Source organism: Streptomyces sp. NPDC002499 (genome assembly GCF_053595415.1).
This window is the reverse complement of sequence record NZ_JBSFXO010000008.1, coordinates 238,144-259,015: the sequence shown is the minus strand read 5'-3', so window position 1 is coordinate 259,015 and position 20,872 is coordinate 238,144. Positions and strand designations below refer to the sequence as shown.

The 20,872-nt window shown below is 70.3% G+C and carries 16 protein-coding genes; 9 read left to right on the top strand and 7 right to left on the bottom strand.

Features of this window, described 5'->3' with window-relative positions; genetic code table 11:
* Window positions 1–27: 27 nt before the first annotated feature.
* On the top strand, window positions 28–2,418 hold the full coding sequence (locus ACWD5F_RS23995; RefSeq protein ID WP_451257142.1) for a Tex family protein: 2,391 nt from the start codon (window positions 28–30) through the stop codon (window positions 2,416–2,418).
* Window positions 2,419–2,498: 80 nt separating this feature from the next.
* Here ACWD5F_RS23995 and ACWD5F_RS23990 read toward each other — a convergent pair whose 3' ends face one another.
* Together ACWD5F_RS23990 and ACWD5F_RS23985 are read right to left on the bottom strand one after the other, a co-directional pair.
* The gene (locus tag ACWD5F_RS23990; protein WP_451257140.1) at window positions 2,499–4,139 is read right to left on the bottom strand and encodes an ABC-F family ATP-binding cassette domain-containing protein; all 1,641 of its coding nucleotides are present in this window, start codon (window positions 4,137–4,139) and stop codon (window positions 2,499–2,501) included.
* A 48-nt stretch (window positions 4,140–4,187) separates the two neighbouring features.
* Complete coding sequence (locus ACWD5F_RS23985) at window positions 4,188–5,210, bottom strand: oxidoreductase (RefSeq protein WP_451257138.1); 1,023 nt, start codon at window positions 5,208–5,210, stop codon at window positions 4,188–4,190.
* A 66-nt stretch (window positions 5,211–5,276) separates the two neighbouring features.
* Here ACWD5F_RS23985 and ACWD5F_RS23980 point away from each other — a divergent pair, with 66 nt between their 5' ends.
* Window positions 5,277–6,224, top strand: a complete 948-nt coding sequence (locus ACWD5F_RS23980; RefSeq protein WP_451257136.1) for an FAD-dependent oxidoreductase — start codon at window positions 5,277–5,279, stop codon at window positions 6,222–6,224.
* 118 nt (window positions 6,225–6,342) lie between these two features.
* Here ACWD5F_RS23980 and ACWD5F_RS23975 read toward each other — a convergent pair whose 3' ends face one another.
* Window positions 6,343–8,043, bottom strand: a complete 1,701-nt coding sequence (locus ACWD5F_RS23975) for a BCCT family transporter (protein ID WP_451257134.1) — start codon at window positions 8,041–8,043, stop codon at window positions 6,343–6,345.
* A 211-nt stretch (window positions 8,044–8,254) separates the two neighbouring features.
* Between ACWD5F_RS23975 and ACWD5F_RS23970 the strand changes: the two genes are divergently transcribed.
* From ACWD5F_RS23970 to ACWD5F_RS23960, 3 genes are read left to right on the top strand one after another with little or no spacing between them, the layout of a single operon-like run.
* Window positions 8,255–8,737 carry an RICIN domain-containing protein gene (locus ACWD5F_RS23970; RefSeq protein WP_451257132.1) on the top strand — a complete coding sequence of 161 codons (483 nt, stop codon included), beginning with the start codon at window positions 8,255–8,257 and terminating at the stop codon, window positions 8,735–8,737.
* Between the two features lie 27 nt (window positions 8,738–8,764).
* The gene (locus ACWD5F_RS23965; RefSeq protein WP_451257130.1) at window positions 8,765–11,008 is read left to right on the top strand and encodes a glycoside hydrolase domain-containing protein; all 2,244 of its coding nucleotides are present in this window, start codon (window positions 8,765–8,767) and stop codon (window positions 11,006–11,008) included.
* Window positions 11,009–11,019: 11 nt separating this feature from the next.
* Entirely contained in the window at window positions 11,020–11,664 is a 645-nt protein-coding gene (locus tag ACWD5F_RS23960; protein ID WP_451257128.1) for a hypothetical protein, read from the top strand.
* Here ACWD5F_RS23960 and ACWD5F_RS23955 read toward each other — a convergent pair.
* Both ACWD5F_RS23955 and ACWD5F_RS23950 read right to left on the bottom strand, forming a co-directional pair.
* On the bottom strand, window positions 11,619–12,722 hold the full coding sequence (locus tag ACWD5F_RS23955; RefSeq protein WP_451257126.1) for an ArsR family transcriptional regulator: 1,104 nt from the start codon (window positions 12,720–12,722) through the stop codon (window positions 11,619–11,621). The genes ACWD5F_RS23960 and ACWD5F_RS23955 overlap by 46 nt on opposite strands.
* A gap of 124 nt (window positions 12,723–12,846) precedes the next feature.
* Window positions 12,847–14,796 carry a Xaa-Pro dipeptidyl-peptidase gene (locus ACWD5F_RS23950; protein WP_451257124.1) on the bottom strand — a complete coding sequence of 650 codons (1,950 nt, stop codon included), beginning with the start codon at window positions 14,794–14,796 and terminating at the stop codon, window positions 12,847–12,849.
* A gap of 210 nt (window positions 14,797–15,006) precedes the next feature.
* Between ACWD5F_RS23950 and ACWD5F_RS23945 the strand changes: the two genes are divergently transcribed.
* Window positions 15,007–16,506: a M1 family metallopeptidase gene (locus ACWD5F_RS23945; protein WP_451257122.1), complete on the top strand. Its 1,500-nt coding sequence runs from the start codon at window positions 15,007–15,009 to the stop codon at window positions 16,504–16,506.
* A 99-nt stretch (window positions 16,507–16,605) separates the two neighbouring features.
* Here ACWD5F_RS23945 and ACWD5F_RS23940 read toward each other — a convergent pair whose 3' ends face one another.
* On the bottom strand, window positions 16,606–17,085 hold the full coding sequence (locus ACWD5F_RS23940) for a macro domain-containing protein (RefSeq protein ID WP_451257120.1): 480 nt from the start codon (window positions 17,083–17,085) through the stop codon (window positions 16,606–16,608).
* 82 nt (window positions 17,086–17,167) lie between these two features.
* On the opposite strand from ACWD5F_RS23940, the gene ACWD5F_RS23935 reads away from it, so the two are divergent.
* The gene (locus ACWD5F_RS23935) at window positions 17,168–17,881 is read left to right on the top strand and encodes a MerR family transcriptional regulator (RefSeq protein ID WP_451257118.1); all 714 of its coding nucleotides are present in this window, start codon (window positions 17,168–17,170) and stop codon (window positions 17,879–17,881) included.
* Here ACWD5F_RS23935 and ACWD5F_RS23930 read toward each other — a convergent pair.
* Window positions 17,858–18,583, bottom strand: a complete 726-nt coding sequence (locus tag ACWD5F_RS23930; protein WP_401712294.1) for an SDR family NAD(P)-dependent oxidoreductase — start codon at window positions 18,581–18,583, stop codon at window positions 17,858–17,860. The two genes, ACWD5F_RS23935 and ACWD5F_RS23930, sit on opposite strands and share 24 nt — an antisense overlap.
* 152 nt (window positions 18,584–18,735) lie before the next feature.
* On the opposite strand from ACWD5F_RS23930, the gene ACWD5F_RS23925 reads away from it, so the two are divergent.
* Window positions 18,736–19,773, top strand: a complete 1,038-nt coding sequence (locus tag ACWD5F_RS23925) for an ABC transporter permease (RefSeq protein WP_451257116.1) — start codon at window positions 18,736–18,738, stop codon at window positions 19,771–19,773.
* A gap of 34 nt (window positions 19,774–19,807) precedes the next feature.
* Entirely contained in the window at window positions 19,808–20,872 is a 1,065-nt protein-coding gene (locus tag ACWD5F_RS23920; RefSeq protein WP_451257114.1) for a sugar ABC transporter substrate-binding protein, read from the top strand.

Below are 20,872 nucleotides of genomic sequence, written 5' to 3'. Positions count from 1 at the left end.
ACCCCAGCGAGAAGGCGGTACGGGATCGTGACGACAGCCGGATCCATCGAACCAGGGTCCATCGAAGGCAGGATCGCCGAGGAACTCGGCGTACGGGAGCGGCAGGTCAAGGCGGCGGTCGAGCTGCTCGACGGCGGCTCGACGGTGCCTTTCATCGCGCGCTACCGCAAGGAAGCGACCGAGATGCTCGACGACGCGCAGCTGCGCACGCTTGAGGAGCGGCTGCGTTATCTGCGGGAGCTGGAGGAGCGGCGCACGGCGATCCTGGAGTCGGTGCGCGAGCAGGGCAAGCTCACCGACGAGCTGGCCGCGCAGATCCGCGCCGCGGAGACCAAGGCGCGCCTTGAGGACATCTACCTGCCGTACAAGCCCAAGCGGCGCACCAAGGCGCAGATCGCGCGCGAGGCCGGTCTGGAGCCGCTCGCGGAGGGGCTGCTGAGCGACCCGACCGTGGAACCGCTGGCCGCGGCCGCCGCGTTCGTCGACGCCGACAAGGGCGTGGCCGATCCGCAGGCCGCCCTCGACGGTGCCCGGGCGATCCTCACCGAGCGGTTCGCGGAGGACGCCGACCTGATCGGCGAGCTGCGCGAGCGCATGTGGGTGCGTGGCCGCCTGGCGGCCAAGGTGCGGGAGGGCAAGGAGGAGGCGGGCGCCAAGTTCGCCGACTACTTCGACTTCGCCGAGCCGTTCACCGCCTTGCCCTCGCACCGGACCCTCGCCATGCTGCGCGGCGAGAAGGAGGAGGTCCTCGACCTCGTCCTGGAGCCGGAGGAGGCGACGGAGGGGCCTTCGTCGTACGAGGGGATCGTCGCCCACCGGTTCCACGTCGCCGACCGCGGTCGTCCCGGTGACAAGTGGCTGACGGACACGGTCCGTTGGGCCTGGCGCACCCGGATCCTGGTGCACCTCGGCATCGACATGCGGCTGCGGCTGCGCACGGCCGCCGAGGACGAGGCGGTCAACGTCTTCGCCTCCAACCTGCGCGACCTGCTGCTCGCCGCCCCGGCCGGCACGCGCGCGACGCTCGGCCTGGACCCCGGGTTCCGTACGGGTGTGAAGGTGGCCGTCGTCGACGCGACCGGCAAGGTGGTGGCGACCGACGTCATCTACCCGCACGTCCCGGCCAACAAGTGGGACGAGGCGATCGCCAAGCTGGCCCGGCTCGCGAAGGAGCACGCGGTCGATCTGATCGCGATCGGCAACGGCACGGCGTCCCGTGAGACCGACAAGCTCGCCGGTGAACTCATTACCAAGCACCCGGAGTTGAAGCTCACCAAGGTGATGGTGTCCGAGGCCGGCGCCTCCGTGTACTCGGCCTCCGCGTTCGCCTCGCAGGAGCTGCCCGACATGGACGTGTCGCTGCGCGGCGCCGTCTCCATCGCGCGCCGCCTCCAGGACCCGCTCGCCGAGCTGGTGAAGATCGACCCCAAGTCGATCGGCGTCGGCCAGTACCAGCACGACCTGTCCGAGGTGAAGCTGTCGCGTTCGCTGGACGCGGTGGTGGAGGACTGTGTGAACGGCGTCGGCGTGGACGTCAACACGGCGTCGGCCCCGCTGCTCTCCCGGGTCTCCGGCATCACCTCGGGACTCGCCGAGAACATCGTGGCCCACCGCGACTCCAACGGCCCGTTCACCTCCCGCGGCCAGCTGAAGAAGGTGGCGCGGCTCGGCCCCAAGGCCTACGAGCAGTGCGCGGGCTTCCTGCGGATCCGCGGCGGCGACGACCCGCTGGACGCGTCCAGCGTGCACCCCGAGGCCTATCCGGTGGTCCGGCGCATGGTGAAGACGTCCGGGCAGGAAGTCGCCTCGCTCATCGGCAACACGGGTGTGCTGCGGTCGCTGAAGCCGACCGAGTTCGTGGACGAGACGTTCGGTCTGCCGACCGTGACGGACATCCTCAAGGAGCTGGAGAAGCCGGGGCGCGACCCGCGGCCCGCCTTCAAGACGGCCACGTTCAAGGACGGCGTCGAGAAGATCTCCGACCTCACCTCCGGGATGGTGCTGGAGGGTGTCGTCACGAACGTCGCCGCGTTCGGGGCGTTCATCGACGTCGGCGTCCACCAGGACGGTCTTGCGCATGTCTCCGCGCTGTCGAAGACGTTCGTCAAGGACCCGCGTGAGGTCGTGAAGCCGGGTGACATCGTCAAGGTGAAGGTTCTTGATGTCGACATCCCGCGTAAGCGCATCTCGCTGACCTTGCGGCTGGACGACGAGGCTGCGCCGAAGGAGCAGGGGCAGCAGGGCGGTGGGGGTGAGCGGCGTCAGCGAGGCGGGCGTCCGCCTCAACCTCGGCAGCAACAGCGCCAAGGCGGTGGCGGTGGCGGTGGTTCACGTCAGGCTGCGCCGCCGGCGAACAGTGCGATGGCCGATGCTCTTCGCAAGGCCGGGTTGCTCAATCCTAAGGACGGCAAGCGCTGAGGTAGTGGGGAGCTGCGGGTCCGCTGTGGCTGGTCGCGCAGTTCCCCGCGCCCCTGACGGGGCGTTTCCTGACCGCCCTCTTATCGCTCCGTCACCTTCCCCCCTGCCACCTCCAGGCGGCGGGTCACATGGACCGCGTCCAGCATGCGGCGGTCGTGGGTGACGAGGAGGAGGGTGCCCTCGTAGGCGTCGAGGGCGGACTCCAGTTGCTCGATGGCCGGTAGGTCGAGGTGGTTGGTGGGCTCGTCCAGGACGAGGAGGTTGACTCCTCGGCCCTGGAGGAGGGCCAGGGCCGACCTCGTGCGTTCGCCCGGGGAGAGGGTCGCCGCCGAGCGCATGACGTGGTGGGCCTTGAGGCCGAACTTGGCCAGAAGGGTACGTACTTCGGCCGGCTCGGTGTCCGGGACGGCCGCGCAGAACGCGTCCAGCAGGGACTCCTCGCCGTGGAACAGCTGGCGCGCCTGGTCGACCTCGCCGACCAGGACGCCGGAGCCGAGCGAGGCCGTACCGGAGTCCAGCGGGATGCGGCCCAGGAGGGCGCCGAGCAGGGTCGACTTGCCGGCGCCGTTCGCCCCGGTCACCGCGACCCGGTCCGCCCAGTCGATCTGGAGGGTGACCGGGCCGAAGGCGAAGTCGCCGCGGCGGATCTCGGCTTCGCGCAGGGTGGCCACGACGGCACCCGAGCGCGGGGCCGAGGCGATCTCCATGCGCAGGTCCCACTCCTTGCGGGGCTCCTCGACGACGTCGAGGCGTTCGATCATGCGCTGGGTCTGGCGAGCCTTCGCGGCCTGCTTCTCGCTGGCCTCGCTGCGGAACTTGCGGCCGATCTTGTCGTTGTCGTTGTTCGCCTTGCGGCGGGCGTTCTTGACGCCCTTGTCCATCCAGCCGCGCTGCATCTGGGCGCGGTCCTGGAGGGCGGAGCGCTTGTCGGCGTACTCCTCGAAGTCGTCGCGGGCGTGCCGGCGGGCCACGTCCCGTTCCTCCAGATAGGCCTCGTAGCCACCGCCGTAGAGCGTGATCTGCTGCTGGGCCAGGTCGAGTTCGAGGACCTTGGTGACCGTGCGGGTGAGGAACTCGCGGTCGTGCGACACGACGACCGTGCCGGCGCGCAGGCCGGAGACGAAGCGCTCCAGGCGCTCCAGGCCGTCCAGGTCGAGGTCGTTGGTGGGCTCGTCGAGGAGGAAGACGTCGTAGCGGGACAGGAGGAGGGAGGCGAGTCCGGCGCGGGCCGCCTGGCCGCCGGAGAGGGCGGTCATGGGCTGGTCGAGGTCGACGGACAGGCCCAGGGAGTCGGTGACCTCCGCGGCCCGCTCGTCGAGGTCGGCGCCGCCGAGGTCGAGCCAGCGCTCCAGGCTCGTCGAGTAGGCGTCGTCGGATCCGGGCGCGCCGTCGACCAGCGCCTGGGTGGCCTCGTCCATCACCCGCTGGGCCTCGGCGACGCCGGTGCGGCGGGCCAGGAACTCCCGTACCGTCTCGCCGGTCCTGCGCTCGGGCTCCTGCGGGAGGTGGCCGACGGTGGCGCTCGGCGGGGAGAGCCGCAGCTCGCCCTCCTCCGGTGCGAGCAGGCCCGCGAGCATCTTGAGCAGCGTGGACTTGCCCGCGCCGTTGGCACCGACCAACCCGATCACGTCGCCGGGCGCGACGACGAGGTCGAGCCCGGCGAAGAGGGAGCGGTCGCCATGTCCGGCGGCGAGGTTCTTGGCGACGAGGGTGGCAGTCATCAGACCGCCGATCCTAACGTCCGGGTGCCGTCTCCCGCCGCCGGGTTCTCACCGTGCCATCGCCTCCACCAGCACACTCCCGGCGGTCCGCGCCACCACGAAGGACTGTCCCTTCACCGCCTTGGCGTCCAGGGCGATGCGGTGGCGGCCCGGTTCGAGGACGCCGTCGAAGACCTCGTGGGCGTGGGCGCGGTAGAGGCGGTCGAGGCGGTACGCCGTGAGGCTGACCCGGCAGGACGAAGTGACCTCGACGCCCGCCTCGCCGTCGGCGGCGACCAGGCGGGTGAGGCGGCGCAGTTCCACCGGGCTGCGGTCCAGGGCGTGTTCGATCTGGGCGACGAGCAGCGGGACTATCGGGGCGAGGCCGTCGACGTAGGCGACGTCGACGCCGGCCTGTTCGAAGGCGTGGCGTACGGAGGCACGTTCCTGCTCGGTGACCGCGCGGCCGAAGGCGACGGCGCCGTAGCTGCGCAGTTCGTCGGTGTGGACGTCGTTCGTGTCGTGGGCGATGTCGGCGCCGATGCCGATGATGCGCAGGGCGGCGGCGAGTTTGGCGAGCAGGGCGACGCGGGCGCCGATCAGCAGGACCCGGCGGCGGGTGCTGCCCGGGCCGCCGTCGAGGAGGGCGGCGAGGGCCTCGCGGTACTCGGTGCCGTGGAAGCGGAGCGGCCCGATGCCGTGGTAGCCGTTGAGCTCCAGGTCGGCGTGTTCGTCGGTCTGCCAGGCGAAGTCCCGCCAGATGTAGTCGTCGCCGTCCTTCTCGATGGCCGCGGTGACCGCGCCGCAGGCCAGGTCGGCGCAGTCGGGGCAGCCGTAGATGACGTAACGCCCGTCCGGAAGCGGGGCATGCGCCTCCAGGAGCAGGCTGCGGACCTGTTCGGTGAAGATCGCGGGTGGGATGTCGGAGGCCAGTGGGGAGACGGCGTCGAGGTCGGAGAGCTGGAACAGCAGCGGGCGTCCGTCGACGATGAAGTCCAGGAAGTCCCGGTGAACCTGGTAGTCACCATTGACGAGGACTCCACCGGCACGCATCGCCGGTGCCAGGCCGAAGGTCGCGTACTCGGCAGACATGCTGTGAGTATTCCCGCACCGACAGCGATCTGCGCACGGCATGGGACATTCCGCTACGGTCCGGGAATGGAGAGCGGATCGAACAGCGATGTCATCGTGATCGGTGGCGGGGTCGTCGGCCTGACCACGGCCGTCGTTCTCGCCGAACGCGGGATACGAGTGCGGGTCTGGTCCCGGGATCCGGCCGAGCGCACGACCTCGGCCGTTGCCGGCGCGCTCTGGTGGCCCTACCGGATCGAACCGGAGGCGCGGACCGGCGCGTGGGCGCTGCGCTCGCTCGGGGTGTACGAGGAGTTGGCGGCGCGGCCCGCGGAGACGGGCGTACGCATGGCCGAGGGCGTACTCGGCGAGACGCGGCTGGACGAGTTGGGGCCGTGGGCGGCGCGGGTACCGGGGCTGCGGGCGGCGACGGGTGACGAGTACGCCGGGACGGGACTGTGGGCGCGGTTGCCACTGATCGACATGCCGACCCATCTGCCGTGGCTGCGGGGGCGGTTGGCGAAGGCGGGCGGGGTGGTCGAGGAGCGTACGGTGTCCGCGCTCGCGGAGGCGGACGCGCCGGTGGTGGTCAACTGCTCGGGCCTCGGCGCCCGTGAGCTGGTGCCGGACGCGAACGTGTATCCCGTCCGAGGTCAGTTGGTCGTGGTGGAGAACCCCGGGATCGACACCTGGCTGGTCACCACCGCCGACGACGGCGAGATGGCGTACTTCTTCCCGCAGCCCGGCCGCCTGTTGCTCGGTGGCACGGCGGACGAGCACGCCTGGACCACCGAGCCGGATCCGGCGGTGGCCGAGGCGATCGTACGACGGTGTGCGGCCCTGCGGCCGGAGATCGCCGGGGCGCGGGTGCTGGAGCACCGGGTGGGGTTGCGGCCGGCCCGGGACGCGGTCCGGTTGGAGAGTGAAGTCCTCGCGGACGGGCGGCTGTTGGTGCACAACTACGGTCACGGCGGGGCGGGTGTGACGGTGGCGTGGGGGTGCGCGGAGGAGACGGCGGGGCTCGCGTCCGCCTGAGCGGCCGGGCAGCCGGGCAGCCGGGCGGCTGAGCGGCTGAGCGGCTGAGCGGCTGGGCAGCCGGGCGGCTGGGCCAACAGCCGGTCAGTCACGCCGTGTTCCGCCCCGCCCGCCCCCCTCACCCGTGGTCGTGCCCCAAGGGGTCGCCCTCCGTGTCGGTGCCCGGGCCCGGGCCGACCTTGATCTCGAAGTCGCCGTCGTACTTCTTGTGACCCTCGATCACGGCGAGTTCGACGGCCTCGGAGCCCATCTCGCCGCGCACGATGACCGGGTCGCGGCGGAGGTCGCGCAGGAGGGCTACACACATGCCGATCATCACCAGGACGAAGGGCGCGGCGGCCAGGATGGTGAGGTTCTGCAGGCCGGTGAGGGCGTCGTCCTCACCGCTGCCGACGAGCAGCATGATGGCCGCGACGGCCCCGGTGACCACGCCCCAGAACACGACGACGAACCGGCCGGGTTCCAAGGCACCCTTCTGGGAGAGCGTGCCCATCACGATGGACGCGGCGTCGGCTCCGGACACGAAGAAGATGCCGACCAGGATCATCACCAGGAGGCTGGTGGCGGTCGCGATGGGGAACTCCTGGAGGACGCCGAAGAGTTGGGCCTCGGGCGTCGACTTGCCGCCCAGCGCGCCGCCCTCCTTCAGCTTCATCGCCGTACCGCCGAAGACCGCGAACCAGACGAGGCTGACCGTGCTGGGGACGAGGATGACGCCGCCGACGAACTGCCGGATGGTGCGGCCGCGGCTGATCCTGGCGATGAACATGCCGACGAAGGGCGTCCAGGAGATCCACCAGGCCCAGTAGAAGACGGTCCAGCTGCCGAGCCAGTCCGCGACGCCCTTGCCGCCGCTGGCCTCCGTGCGACCCGCGAGCTGGGGCAGGTCGCCGAGGTAGGCGAAGATCGAGGTGGGCAGCAGGTCCAGGACGATGATCGTGGGGCCCGCGATGAAGACGAAGACCGCCAGGATCAGGGCCAGCACCATGTTGATGTTGGACAGCCACTGGATGCCCTTCTCGACACCGGAGACCGCCGAGGCGACGAACGCCAGGGTCAGCACGGCGATGATGGCGACGAGCAGGCCGGTGCTCACGTCGTCCATCCAGTCCAACTCCTGGAATCCGGAGCCGATCTGGAGGGCGCCGAGACCGAGCGAGGCGGCGGAGCCGAAGACGGTGGCGATGATCGCGAGGATGTCGATGACCCGGCCTGCGGCGCCGTTCGCGTGCCGCTCCCCGATGAGCGGGGTGAAGACCGCGCTGATGGTCTGGCGGCGGCGCTTGCGAAACGTGCTGTAGGCGATGCCGAGGCCGACCACCGCGTAGATCGCCCAGGGGTGCAGCGTCCAGTGGAAGAGGGTGGTGGCCATCGCCGTCTGCATCCGCTCGCCGGAGTCGGCAGGGGTCGTTCCCGGCGGCGGGGTCGTGTAGTGCGCGAGCGGTTCGCTGACGCCGTAGAACATCAGGCCGATGCCCATGCCGGCGCTGAACATCATCGCGACCCAGGACACCGTGCGGAACTCGGGTTCCTCGCCCTCGGCGCCGAGGTGGATACGGCCGTAGCGGCTGATCGCGAGCCACAGGGCGAAGGCCACGAAGCACGAGGCGGACAGCATGAAGGCCCAACCGCCGTTGTGGATCAGGCCGTTGAGCATCGTCGTGGAGACGCTCTCCAGGGAGTCCGTCGCCGCCCAGCCCCAGATCACGAAGGCCACGGTGATGGCGGCGGTGACACCGAACACCACCCGGTCGGTGCGGTTGCCGGGCGGGGCCGACGTGCCCTCCCGGTCGCCTCCCTGCTGCGGATCGTCGGTCATCGGCGGCACCTTCCCCTGGGCGTTTTGGGCGTATCTGTCGAGCTATGCCCCAAGGGCCTATCACAGGTGGCGTGGTCCGGGCGGTCGCGGCACTCGGTCCCGGTCCGAGTCGTGGTTTCAGCTATGCCTGAAACGTCTGGCGGTGCCATGTCAGGCGACCCCACGCTGACCCCAGGACGAGACCGAACCACTCAGACCCCGGGGGAATCCGATGAGGCAGAAGAAGTCGATCAGAGCGATGTTCGCCGCCGTGCTGTGCGCGGGGGCCCTGTTCGCCGCGACGGGCACCGCGGACGCCGTGCAGGAGACGGCCGACGGAGGCACCTCCGTGCTGGTCGTGAACACCTTCCAGAGCCTGGGCACGCTGCGCTGCATGGACGACAGCAAGTCCTTCGGGTTCCGCACGTACCCCTGCAACGGCGGCATCTACCAGAACTGGGACGTCCACGTCTTCAACGACGGCACGCGCCGCTTCCAGAACCAGGCCACGGGACGCTGTCTCTACGACGGCCCGGCCGGGTTCAGCACGCAGTTCTGCGACAGCTCCGAGTCCGTGAGCTGGTACATCGTCCGCCACCACGAGGTGCGCCTGACCTTCCGCAACCAGTACACCGACCGTTGCATCGACGACAGCGACGACAGCGGCTTCCGCACCACCGGCTGCAACGGCGGCATCTACCAGGACTGGGTCTGACGGACCGTCACACGCGAAGGAGGCGCAATGGCCGACGAGATGGTGGAACTCGCGCAGCGGTTCATCAACTCCTACAACGTGTCCGGCATCCCGAAGGTGGAGGTGAACGGGAGGACCAGCTGGACGGTGATGTACGCCCTGACCCGGGCGCTCCAGTACGAGCTGGGCATCACCACGCTGTCCGACACCTTCGGTCCGACGACACTGAGCACGCTCCAGTCCCGGTTCGGACCGCAGATCGACGACCTGACCCGGCACGGCAACGTCTACCGGATCGTGCAGTCGGGCCTGTACTGCAAGGGCTACGACGGCGGCGGCATGGACGGCACCTACAACGGCCGGACCGCGGACTCGGTCGCCGAGCTCAAGTCCAACATGGGCGTGGGCGGGGCCTATCCGGGCAGCGGGCTCCAGCCGAAGGTGTTCAAGGCGCTGCTCACGATGGACCCGTACGTCCGGGTGGGCAACGGCACCGAGCAGGTGCGCACGATCCAGCAGTGGCTGAACGGGCGGTACGTCCAGCGCCGGGAGTTCTTCATCTGCCCGGCCGACGGGAACTTCTCCCGGGACGTGCAGAAGGCGCTGGTCTTCGCCCTCCAGTACGAGATCGGGATGAGCGACGACGTCGCCAACGGGCGTTTCGGGCCCGGGACTCAGGACGGTGTCAGGACGCAGGCGGTGCTCGGTCTCGGCTCGGCCGACGGCGCCAAGCAGTTCGTGCACCTGTTCCAGGCGGCGATGCGGTTCAACGGCTGGGACGTCGCGTTCGACGGCTTCTACTCGGGGTCGCTGCTCAGCACCGTCGTGGACTTCCAGCGGTTCGCGCAGCTGCTGCCCACCAACGGCAGCGCGGACTTCCGTACTTGGGCCTCGCTGCTGGTCAGCACCGGCGACCCGAGCAGGGCCGGCACCGCGGCCGACTGCATCACCGAGATCACCCCGGCCCGCGCCCAGGCGCTGCGGGCCGCCGGATACACCACGGTGGGGCGGTACTTGACCAATGCGAACGTCACCAACCCGAAGAACAAGAAGATCCAGCCCGGTGAACTCGCCAACATCGTCGCGGGCGGCCTCTCGGTCTTCCCGATCTACCAGACCAACGGCGGCGACCCCGAGTACTTCAACGCGCAGCAGGGCGCCACGGACGCCCTGGCGGCCCTGGAGGCGGCCCGGGGACACGGCTTCAAGTACGGCACCATCATCTACTTCTCCGTCGACTACGACGCCGTCGACGAGGAGATCACCAGCCGGGTCATCCCGCACTTCCGGGGCCTGGTCAACCGGATGGCCGCGTACGGCAGCGAGTACCGCGTCGGTGTGTACGCGCCCCGCAACATCTGCAGCCGGCTCGCCAAGGCCGGTCTGACGGCGTCCAGTTTCGTGTCCGACATGTCGACCGGCTACAGCGGCAACCTGGGCTTCCCGCTGCCGAAGGACTGGGCCTTCGACCAGATCGCGACGATCACCGTGGGCTCGGGCGCCGGATTCATCGAGATCGACAAGGACGTCGCGTCCGGCCGCGACACCGGGCAGACCCAGTTCACGCCCCGGGGCCCGGACACCGCGCTGGACGTGCCCTTCGACATGAACCAGTGGGGCGCCCTGGCCACGGACCTCGTCCACTACATCGAGGACAACGGTCACGACGACTGGTACCGGGACCGCACCCCGGAGGAGTGCATCACCAAGGTCCTCGACATGGACGCGCTGATCACGGGTCTCGCCCGCTCCTTCCGGATGCGCAAGTCGCTCATCCAGGCGGTCACCTTCTGGGAGTACCAGGCCGACTTCACCGACGAGGCCGTGGACGTACTGGTCGCCACCTACTTCAACTGGGAGGAGGCGCAGGCTCTCTGGGAGCAGAACCCCGTCGGGGAGCCGCCCACCCCGCCGCTCGTGATCAAGGACGACTCCAGCACGGGTGTCGCCCAGATCTACGGCAGGACCGCGATCAAGGCCCGCAACTACTGCATCGACGCGGACGTGGTCTCCGGCCCGATCCAGGACATGGAGGACTGGCGGGCCCGCCGGGCGGTCTGGGACCGGCTGCGCAACGACGACGACTACAACGTGAGCACCGTCGCCCTGGTCCACATCCACTCGGCCCACCTCGTGGGCGTCACCACCGACCGGCTGCGCTACTCCGACGCCGACAACGTCGCGGTGCTCGCCCGCTACAACGGCACCAACGACGACGCCCAGGAGTACGGCCGCCGGGCGCGCGATCTCTACAACATCTTCGAGCGTTTCAACGCGGCTCTGCGGGCCTAGGGGGTTCCGGTATGAACACGAGCGACTCAGCGGACAACGCCGAGGGCAGACAACTGCCGCGCCGGTCCGTCCTGTTGGCCGGGCTGGCGGGGGCGGTGGCGGCCGGCGTCACCGTGGGCCTCCCGGCCCCGGCGACGGCGGCCGGGCGACCGCCGTCGGCCGCGGCCGGCACCAGCGCCAACGGCTGGCCGGTCACCACCACCGGCATCGCCACCCTGCCGGTCCCGGGCACCCCCGCCTCCGTCGCACTGCGCGAGGGCGAGGTCTCGGTGGTGCTCCTGCACGTCGTACGCCGCTTCCACTACGAGGTCGAGGAGGTGGCCCGGCACGAACTGGCCGGGCACCGGTCCGCCGCGGGGCTGACCGGGCACCGCACCAACTACGCCTCCGGAACCGCCGTGGCCGTTCGCCCGGACGCGTACCCGCTCGGCGCGGACGGCGTGCTGTTCCCGCACCAGGAGCGCGCGGTGCGGGACATCGTCCGGGAGTGCGAGGGCGTGGTGGCCTGGGGCGGCCGGCTGCGCCGGCCGCACGTGGCGCACTTCCAGATCGACGTCCGCCCCGGTGATCCCAGGCTGCGCCGGCTGGCCGCCCGGATCGGGGGCTGGACTCAGCTTCCCGGCGAGGGCGCGGGGGTGTTCCCGCTGGCCGCCTGACCGAAGCTCCGGCCGGCCGTCGGGTTCGCGTACCCGGCGGCCTGCTGCGCCGCGCTCTCCGGCCAGCGCTGCGGGATGCCGCGCCGGCCGTCCAGGAGGGCCTGTCCGAGCGGTGTCGTGCTGTGGTGGACGCCCTGTCCCCGGCGTTGGGTGACGATCAGGCCCGCCTCGCGCAGGGCCGCCGCGTGCTGCGAGACCGTCGCCGGGGACACGATGAGCCGACGGGCCAGCTCACCGGTCGAACCGCCGCCGGACGCCGCCGCGTTGAGCAGTTCGGCACGCGTACGGCCGAGCAGGGTGCGCAGCGCCTCGCGCCCATCGTTCACCGGGCCGTCCTCCTCCTGGGCCCAGCCGAGGTCGTGGACGACCGGATAGACGATCACCGGAGGACGCTCCGGGTCGCGCAGGGTGATCGGGGCACGCCAGCAGAAGAACGACGGCACCAGGAGCAGTCCGCGGCCGTCCAGGTGGATGTCGCGGTCGTACGTGCTGGCCATGGTGAGCACGCCCGACTCCCAGCGCAGGCCCGGGTGCACGGTGGCCAGCATGGCTTCGGTGCCCCCGTCCAGGACGGCCCGCGCACGCAGCGCGCGGTCCGCCTCGACCGTCGTGCGCACTCGCGTCCAGTGCGGGCGCAGGGCCTGGTCGAAGTAGCCGTGCAGGACGGCGCCCAGACGGCCCAGGGTGCCGGTGTCGCCCTCGGCGAGCGGCCGGGTCCACGTCCCGATGCGGCGCGCGGCGGCCAGCCCGGCCACGTCCCGGCGCAGCAGCTTGCGCGGGGTGGACAGGACGGCGTCGATCCCCGTGTCCAGCTCGTTCCGGTCGAGCGCGGGGGTGAGGAAGTCGGCCGAGTAGCCGCGGGGCGGGGCGAGATCGAGCAGCATGCGGACGCCGGCGGGCAGTCGGGTGCGGACGTGCCGCCGCCAGGGCCCGAACACGACGGTCCCGTCGCAGCCGGCGAGCAGGTGGAGGCTGAGCAGCAGCTCCCACATGGGATGCGGGCCGCTCACGACCCGTATTCGGGCCAGGTCGGCGTCCGTGAAATGGAAGTTCAGCATGGTGGTTCCCCCGTGGTGGTGCGTCGTGCGCTGTGGTCAGGAGCCGTTCCACGCCGTGGTCAGCGGCGGGAACGGTCCCTGAATCGGTCGGCCCACGGCATGCGCGCCGTGGGCCGACGGTCCGTCAATTTCCGTCCGGGACGCGCTGGGTGCGCGGTGCGCGGACCCCGTCGAGGTCCGTCGCCTCCGCCACCGCGCCGGACGTGCCCGAAGTGGCCTGCCTGAACGCGGACGCACCGCCGACCAGCGGTACGCGTGCGGACGTGCGGGACAGGTCGATGGTGAGCGTCGGCTTGTCGGCCGGCGGGTCGATGAGGTCCTTGTCGGTGCCCGCGACGATCAGGGCGAGGCGGTGTCCGGCCGGGACGACATGGTCGGTGGCCGCGAGGTCGAGGGTGATGGTGTAAGCCTTGCCCGGGGTGAGCGCAACTCCCTTGCGGTCGGAGGCGTAGGTGCCGAGGTCGGCCCAACCACGGCTGACCACCGTGTAGTCGACGGCGGTCTTCTTCGCCGCGGTGTTCTTGAAGCAGGCGCTGTCACCCGTGGTGCTCGCGCCCCAGCAACTGCGGTCGGTGAGCGTGCTGATGCCCTCGCCGCCGGCGGCGTAGTCGCGGATCGTGTCGGGACCGAGGTCGACCAGGACGGCGGAGAGGTGGGCCGTCGGGGTGGTCGGGGTGGCGGTGATCGTGACCTTGGAGGAGCCGGACAGCCGCAGGTCGCGGCTGAGGGGCTTGGTCACGAAGCCCGCCTTCGCCGGGGTCGACGTGTCGATCTGCGCGGCCCAGTCGGTCTCGCTCAACTGCGGGTCGTCGGTGAACGTTTCGGTGCCGTCGCCCTTGGTGAGGCCGAGGGCGCCGACGCCCGCCCGGGTGCCCTGGTCGGGGCGCAGGGTCGTGGTGGCCGTGGATCGCGGGGGCCAGACCGAGGAGGTGACCCACTGGTCGGGGTGGCGCTCGACGTCGGCCATCGGCTCGCGGTCGATTCCGTTGTCGTAGCCGAGGAGTTCGTGGTCGAACCAGCGGTGCAGGGTGTCGACCCAGGCGCCGCGGCGGAAGTCGAAGGGGTCGACGTGGCCGGTCTGGGAGAGCCAGATCTTGCGCTCGACGCCGTTCTTGGCGAGGGCGTCCCACCACTGGCCGAAGTGCTTGGTGCGGACGTTGAGGTCCTGGAGGCCGTGGGTCAGGAAGACGCTGGCCTTGACCTTGCTCGCGTCCTTGACGTAGTCGCGCTCGGTCCAGAACTTCGTCCAGTCGCCGGTGCGCGGGGCCCCGTCGACGATCTTCTGCTGGACGGCGGCGCACTTGGCGCGGGCGTCGGGACTGTCGACGTAGTCGGAGAGCCAGTCGGGGCCCGAGTCGTAGAGGGGGGCGCCCTGGGCGAAGTAATAGTCGTACCAGGAGGAGATGGCGCTGATCGGGACGATCGTCTTCAGGCCCTTGACCCCGGTCGCGGCGACGCCGTTGGCGATCGTGCCGTCCCAGCTCTTGCCGATCATGCCCGTCTTGCCGTTGGTCCAACTCGCCTTGGCACGTGCGGTTCCGGTGCGGGTGGTGTACGCCTTGGCGCGGCCGTTCAGCCAGTCGACGACGGCCTTGGCGGACTGGATGTCGGAGCGGCCGCCGACATCGACGCAGCCGTCGGAGCGGTTGGTGCCGGCGAGGTCGACGCCGACGAACGCGTACCCCCGCGGCACGAAGTAGTTGTCGTAGAAGAGCGGCATCTGGACCACGTCGCCGTTCGCGTCGTACGTCTTCAGCTGACTCTCGTTGCCGCGGCCGCAGCAGGAGTAGTACGGGCTGGCGTCCATGATGACCGGTATCTTGCGGCCCTGTTGGGCGGGTTCGCGGGGCCGGACGATGTCCACGGCCACCCGGTCGTGCTGTCCGTCGCCGTCACCGTCGAGGCCGGTGTCCACCCAGACGGCCTCGCGGACAGCGTTGTCGTAGGAGTAGACGGGTTGGCTCTCCCGAGGGGCCGCGTGGGCCGTCAGCGGGGTGAGGAACGCGGCCATGAGGGCGGCGATGGCCGCCGTCGCGAGCGGTCTCCAGGTCGTGAAGCGCGTGCGTGTCGGCATGCGCGGGACGGTACCTCGGTCAACTCCCGCACAGAAGGGGGCTATGCGCGAACTGTGGTGCCCCTGTGGCCGAATAAGGCCCCTGCGTGGACCTCGCTCATGTCGGCCGAATGGCGATCGTGTGACAGCGGAGGCCGTGGACAGGGGTGGGTGCACAGGGACTGAATAGGCTCCGAACAGACTTCGTGCCCCCAACACTTGGAGCCTTTCGTGCACCGCAGAATCATCGCGCCGGGCGCACTCGCCGCCGCGTCCCTGATGCTGGCGATCCCGGCGTCGGCCGCAAGCTACTCCCCCGGCGCGCCAGGTATCGGCGACCCCTACTACCCGGCCTACGGCAACGGCGGATACGACGTCTCCCACTACGACCTGAGGCTTCAATACCAGCCCACCACCGACGAGTTGGCGGGTACGGCGACGATCCTGGCGAAGACCACGCAGGATCTGTCGAGCTTCGACCTGGACTTCCTGCTGGACGTCAGCGAGGTGCGGGTCAACGGCGCCGCGGCCACCTTCACGACCTCGGGCCAGCACGAGCTGGTGGTCACGCCGAAGACGCCGCTGGCCAAGGGCACGGCGATCACCGTGGTCGTGCGCTACAGCGGGGTGCCGTCCACGAAGAGCGCGTACGGCTTCTCGACCTGGCACCGCACGCCCGACGGGGCGATCGCGGCGGACGAGCCCGAGTCGGCCTGGTGGTGGTACCCGAGCAACGACCACCCGCTCGACAAGGCGACCTACGACGTGTCGGTGGCGGTGCCGAACGGTACGCAGGTGATCTCCAACGGGCTGCTCCAGTCGACGAGTTCGCAGCGCGGCTGGACCCGCTACAACTGGCGTGAGAACAAGCCACAGGCGACCTACCTGACCACCCTCGCGGTCGGGAAGTTCGACATCACGACGAGCACCTCCGAGGGCGGGGTGCCGGTCGTCAACGCCTACAGCAAGGACCTCGGCGACAACGACGGGGCGGCGCGGGCGAGCGTGGAGCGGACCGGGGAGCTGGTGGACTGGCTGAGCGGCTACTTCGGGCCGTATCCCTTCAGTTCGGCCGGCGGCTACGTGCCCAACACGACCACGGGGTACGCGCTGGAGACCCAGACCCGCGTCTACTACAGCCCCCGGCAGTTCGCGAACGGCTCGAACACGTCGGTCGTGGTGCACGAGCTGGCGCACCAGTGGTACGGCGACAGCGTGTCCCTCAAGGGCTGGAAGGACATCTGGATCAACGAGGGCTTCGCCCGGTACGCGCAGTGGCTGTGGTCCGAGCACGAGGGCGAGGGCACGGCGCAGGAACTCGCCGACTATGTGTACGCCTCGCACCCGGCCGACGACGCGTTCTGGACCGTCAAGCCGGGTGACCCCGGTCCGGACAACCAGTTCGCCCTCGCCGTCTACGACCGCGGCGCGCTGGCCGTGCAGACGCTGCGCAACGCCGTCGGCGACGACGCGTTCTTCGCGATCCTGAAGGGCTGGCCGAAGGAGCACGCCTACGGCAACGCGTCCGTGGCCGACTTCCAGGCGTTCGCCGAGCGGGTGTCCGGGCAGTCGTTGTCGGCGCTCTTCGACACGTGGCTGTTCCAGCCGACGAAGCCGGGCGCCTCGACGGCGGGCTCGGCGTCGATCGCTCGGTCGGCGGCTGCTCCTGCTCAGCCGAAGTCGTGGAAGAAGATCGCGGCGACGAATGATGTGCATGAAGGCGCCCACTGAGGGGGTGCCCGGTTCGGTGGTGTGGGGGCTGCGCGTCCGTTGTGGCTGGTCGCGCAGTTCCCCGCGCCCCTTCAGGGCGTGATCGTCGCCGGCTCTTGATCAGTCACCGTGGTCGTAGACCGTGACCCGGATCCCGCGCGTGACCAGGCGCTCCGTGATCAGTGGCTCGACGCGTGACCACTTGCCGCCGGCCAGGCCGCAGCCAATGCGGGGCATGTGGACGGAGGCGTCCAGCTCCAGGGCCTTGTCCGCGAGCTTGCCGAGAGCCGTGTCGATGGCCTCGTACCGGACCGGGACGCCCTTGCTGCCGGTCCGCGTGCCCCGCTGCCCGACCATGTTGGCCACCCACAGATACCGCTCCACCTGTACGAACTGCGCCGCGCCCAGACCGAAGTCGTTCTTCGCGCGGTCGCGGTGCCAGGCCCGGTACGCGGCCTCCGGCTCGGGCCAGCGGCGGGAGAGGGCCAGGACGAACCCCTTTCCCCATCCCCCGATGTCGTTGCAGACATGGGCGATCACCTTGACGCCTTTCACCGACGGAACGGTGGCGTCACCCCGTGTGTAGATGATCTCTGACATGAGGCCACCGTACGGTTCGCCACTGACAACGGGATCGCGCAAGAGGTGTCACAGTTCTGGTGAGACAGCGATACTGATACGCATGACGACCGACACCGGGGAGCCGACGCTCACGATCGACGAACTGGCCGCGCGGGCCGGTGTCACGGTTCGTACGGTTCGGTTCTACAGCACCAAAGGGCTGCTGCCGCCGCCGATGATCGGGCCGCGGCGGGTGGGGCACTACAGCGGGGAGCATCTGGACCGGCTGGCGCTCATCGAGGAGTTGCAGCATCAGGGCATGACGCTGGCGGCCATCGAGCGGTATCTGCAACAGCTGCCGCCCGATCTCAGTGCTCAGGATCTCGCCATTCACCGGGCCGTCGTGTCCACGTGGGCGCCGGAGACGCTGGAGACGCTGAGCCGGGCGGAGCTGCGGGAGCGGGCCGGGCGGGCGTTGAGTGACCATGACGTCGAGCGGCTCGGTGCGATGGGGGTGGTGCGCGCGGACGAGGGCGGATACGTCGTCGACGTCGGGCTGCTTCGGCTCGGGGTGCGGCTGCTCGACGTACCGCTCTCCGAGGAGGCGATCCTCGCGGCGCGCCGGGTCCTGATCGCTCACTCGCGCGCGGCGGCCCACGAGTTGTCGGAGCTGTTCCGCGGGGAGGTCCGGGAGCGGGACGCGCGGGCCGTCAGGTCACTGTCCGCCCACATGGAGCCGCTGGTGCTGCAAGCCCTGCTCACCACCTTCCAGCGGTCGCTGAAGGAAGAGCTGCACGCCTGGGTCGACCGGTCACAGGAACGCCGATCCTCCTGAGACGTTGAGCGTCTGCCCGGTCAGGAAGCCGCTCCCCTCGTCCACCACGTACAGCAGCGTCGAGACCAGGTCGGACGGCTCCTGGGTACGAGCGACGACCTGGCCCGCGCGTACCGCCTCGAAGCCGCCGTCCGCGCCGACCGTCCGCTCGGCCGTCGCGGTACGCACCATGCTCGGCGCGATCGCGTTGACCGTGATGCCGTACGGTCCGAGCGCCGCCGCCAACGCACGCGTGAAGCCGATCAGGCCCGCCTTCGAGGCGACGTAGGGGACCATCGCGGGCGGCGCGGTGAACACGGCGGCCGAGGTGATGTTGATGATCCGACCCCAGCCGGCCGCCTTCAGATAGGGCAGCGCGGCGCTGGTGACCAGGAACGGCGCCTCCAGGTTGACGCGCATGACCCGCCGCCAGTCCTCCAGGGTCGTCTCCTCGAAGGGTTTGGCCGGATACAGGCCCGCGTTGTTCACGACGACGTGCAAAGTGCCGAACTGGTCGATCACCCGCTCCAGGCCCGCCCGCACCTGCTCCTCGTCGCTCGCGTCGGCCACCAGCTCCACGTAGTCGAGGACCTTCCCCGCGGTCTCCTGCTGCGGGACCAGGTCGAGGCCCGCGACCCGGTATCCGCGCCCGGCGAGCGCGACGGCGAACTCCTGCCCGAGGCCTTGTGCCGCTCCGGTCACCAGTGCGGTCCGCGTCTCCATGGGGCGAGTGTGATGACCCGTCAGTCGCTCGGCAAGGGCGCATTTCACTCGCCGGAACGGCACGGTTGCCGCCCGTGGCCGACGGGCCGACGCTGCGGTCGGGCCTCGCCGCCGGCCCGCCCCCAGTGCCTGCCGTACGGGAGCCGTGTCCGATGACCGAGACCGAGCGTGCCGTGGACGACGCCGAGCGCGCCCGCGAACAGGGCGGCGGAGAGGGCGAGTCGCGGGTACGCCGGTGGCGGCCGCGGCGGCTGGTGCGGGACGAGTTCGGTGTCCTGCTCGTGCTGGGGCTGCTGATCGCCGCGATCGGGATCCCGTACCCGGACTTCCTCGACACCGACAACCTGCTGACCACCGCCCACAATTCGGTCTACATCTCGCTGATGGCGTGCGGCATGGTCTTCGCCCTCGCCATGCGCGAGGTCGATCTGTCGGTGGGCGGCACCTACGCGATGTGCCTGGTCGTGGGGGCGTTGTTGGTACGGGACGGGCTCGCACCGTGGCTCGCGGTGCCGGTGATGCTGGTGTGCGGGATCGGGCTCGGCGTGTTCAACGCGCTGGTGACGACGCTGCTCGCGCTGCCGTCGTTCATCGTGACCCTGGGGACGCTGCTGCTCTTCCGGGGCGTCGGACTCGCGCTGGCCGACGGCAAGCAGATCACCGATCTGCCGCTGGACGACTCCTTCTTCACCTTCGCGGGCGGCGATCCGGGCGGAGTGCCCTTCGCCCTGTGGGTGCTGCTCACGGTGGTGGTCGTCCTCACCGTGGTGCTCTCCCGCAGCCGGTTCGGGGCCCGGGTGCGGGCGATCGGGTCCAATCCCGACGCCGCCGCGTTCAGCGGCATCCCGGTGGTCCGCACCCGCGTCCTGGCCCTGGCGCTGTCCGGCCTCACCACGGCGTGCGCCGCCTCGCTCGCTCTCGCCTTCTACGGCGCGGGCGACCCGACGCTCGGCCAGGGCTACGAGTTGCAGGCGATCGCCGCGTGCATCATCGGCGGCACCCCGCTGGCCGGCGGGCGCGGTTCGGTGGTCGGCGCGGTGGCCGGGGCGATGATCCTGTCGGTGGTCGCCTCCGGGCTGGTGTTCTTCGAAGTACCCATCAACTGGACGTCGTTCGCGACCGGCGGGGTCATCCTCGTCGCCGTCGCGGCCGACAGCGCACTGCGCCGCACGGGACGGCGGCGCAGATGAACACCCGGGCCGGGCAAGGCTTTTGGAGGCCGTGATGCACCGCCGATTCCGTACGACCGCCGCCGCGCTCGGCGCGCTGGTGCTGCTCGGTGCCGCCGGGTGCGGGGACAACAGCCCCGGATCCGGGGGCGGTGAGCTGAAGATGGGCATCGCGGTCGCCAACATCTCGCTCAACTTCGCCCACGAGATGGTGCTGGGCGCGGAGAGCGCGGCGAGTCACGCCGGGAAGGTCGACTTCAAGGCCGTCGGGCCGCCCAACACCGACGGCCCGGCCGAGGTGCAGCTCTTCCAGAACCTCACCGCGCGCGCGAAGGACGGCATCGTCCTGGAGAACCTCGACCCGCCGATCTTCACCCGCCCCGCCGCGCAGGCCGTCGACAAGGGCATCCCGATCGTCGCCCTGGACACCTCCCCCACCGACGGCAGCAAGGTCACCTTCTACGTCGGCAACGACAACTACGCGCTGGGCGAGTCGATGGCCAAGGAGGCCCTGAAGCGGCTCGGCGACGACTCCAAGGGCGAGATCGTCATCGGCGTGCCCAACCCGGGGACCCCGGTGCTGGACAACCGGGCCAAGGGCATCTCCGAGACCTTCGCGAAGGAGGCGCCGGGCGTGAAGGTGCTCGGCCCCTTCCAGACGTACAGCGATCCCGGGCAGAACTACAGCTCCTGGTCGGCGCAGGTCAACGCGCATCCGGACGCGCTGGCCTTCCTCGGCGTCGGGGACGCGGACAGCTACAACCTCGCCAAGATCAAGAAGGCGGAGGGCGGCAAGTGGCTGACGGCCGGTTTCGACGTCGACCCGAAGACGCTCGACGCGGTGAAGGACGGCTCCAACTTCGTGACCATCGACCCGCAGCACTTCCTCAAGGGCTATCTGTCGACGGCGATGCTGATCGAGGCGGTCCGCGACAACGACGGCAAACTGGCGGACGGTTGGTTCCTGTCCCCCGGCGGGGTGGTGGATTCCTCGAACATCGACGAGATCATCACCCGCCAGAAGTCAGCCAAGGCGGCCTACGACTGGTACAAGCCGACGATCGACAAGCTCCTCGACGACCAGAAGGCCAACCTCAAGCCCCTCGAGGACGCGCGCTGA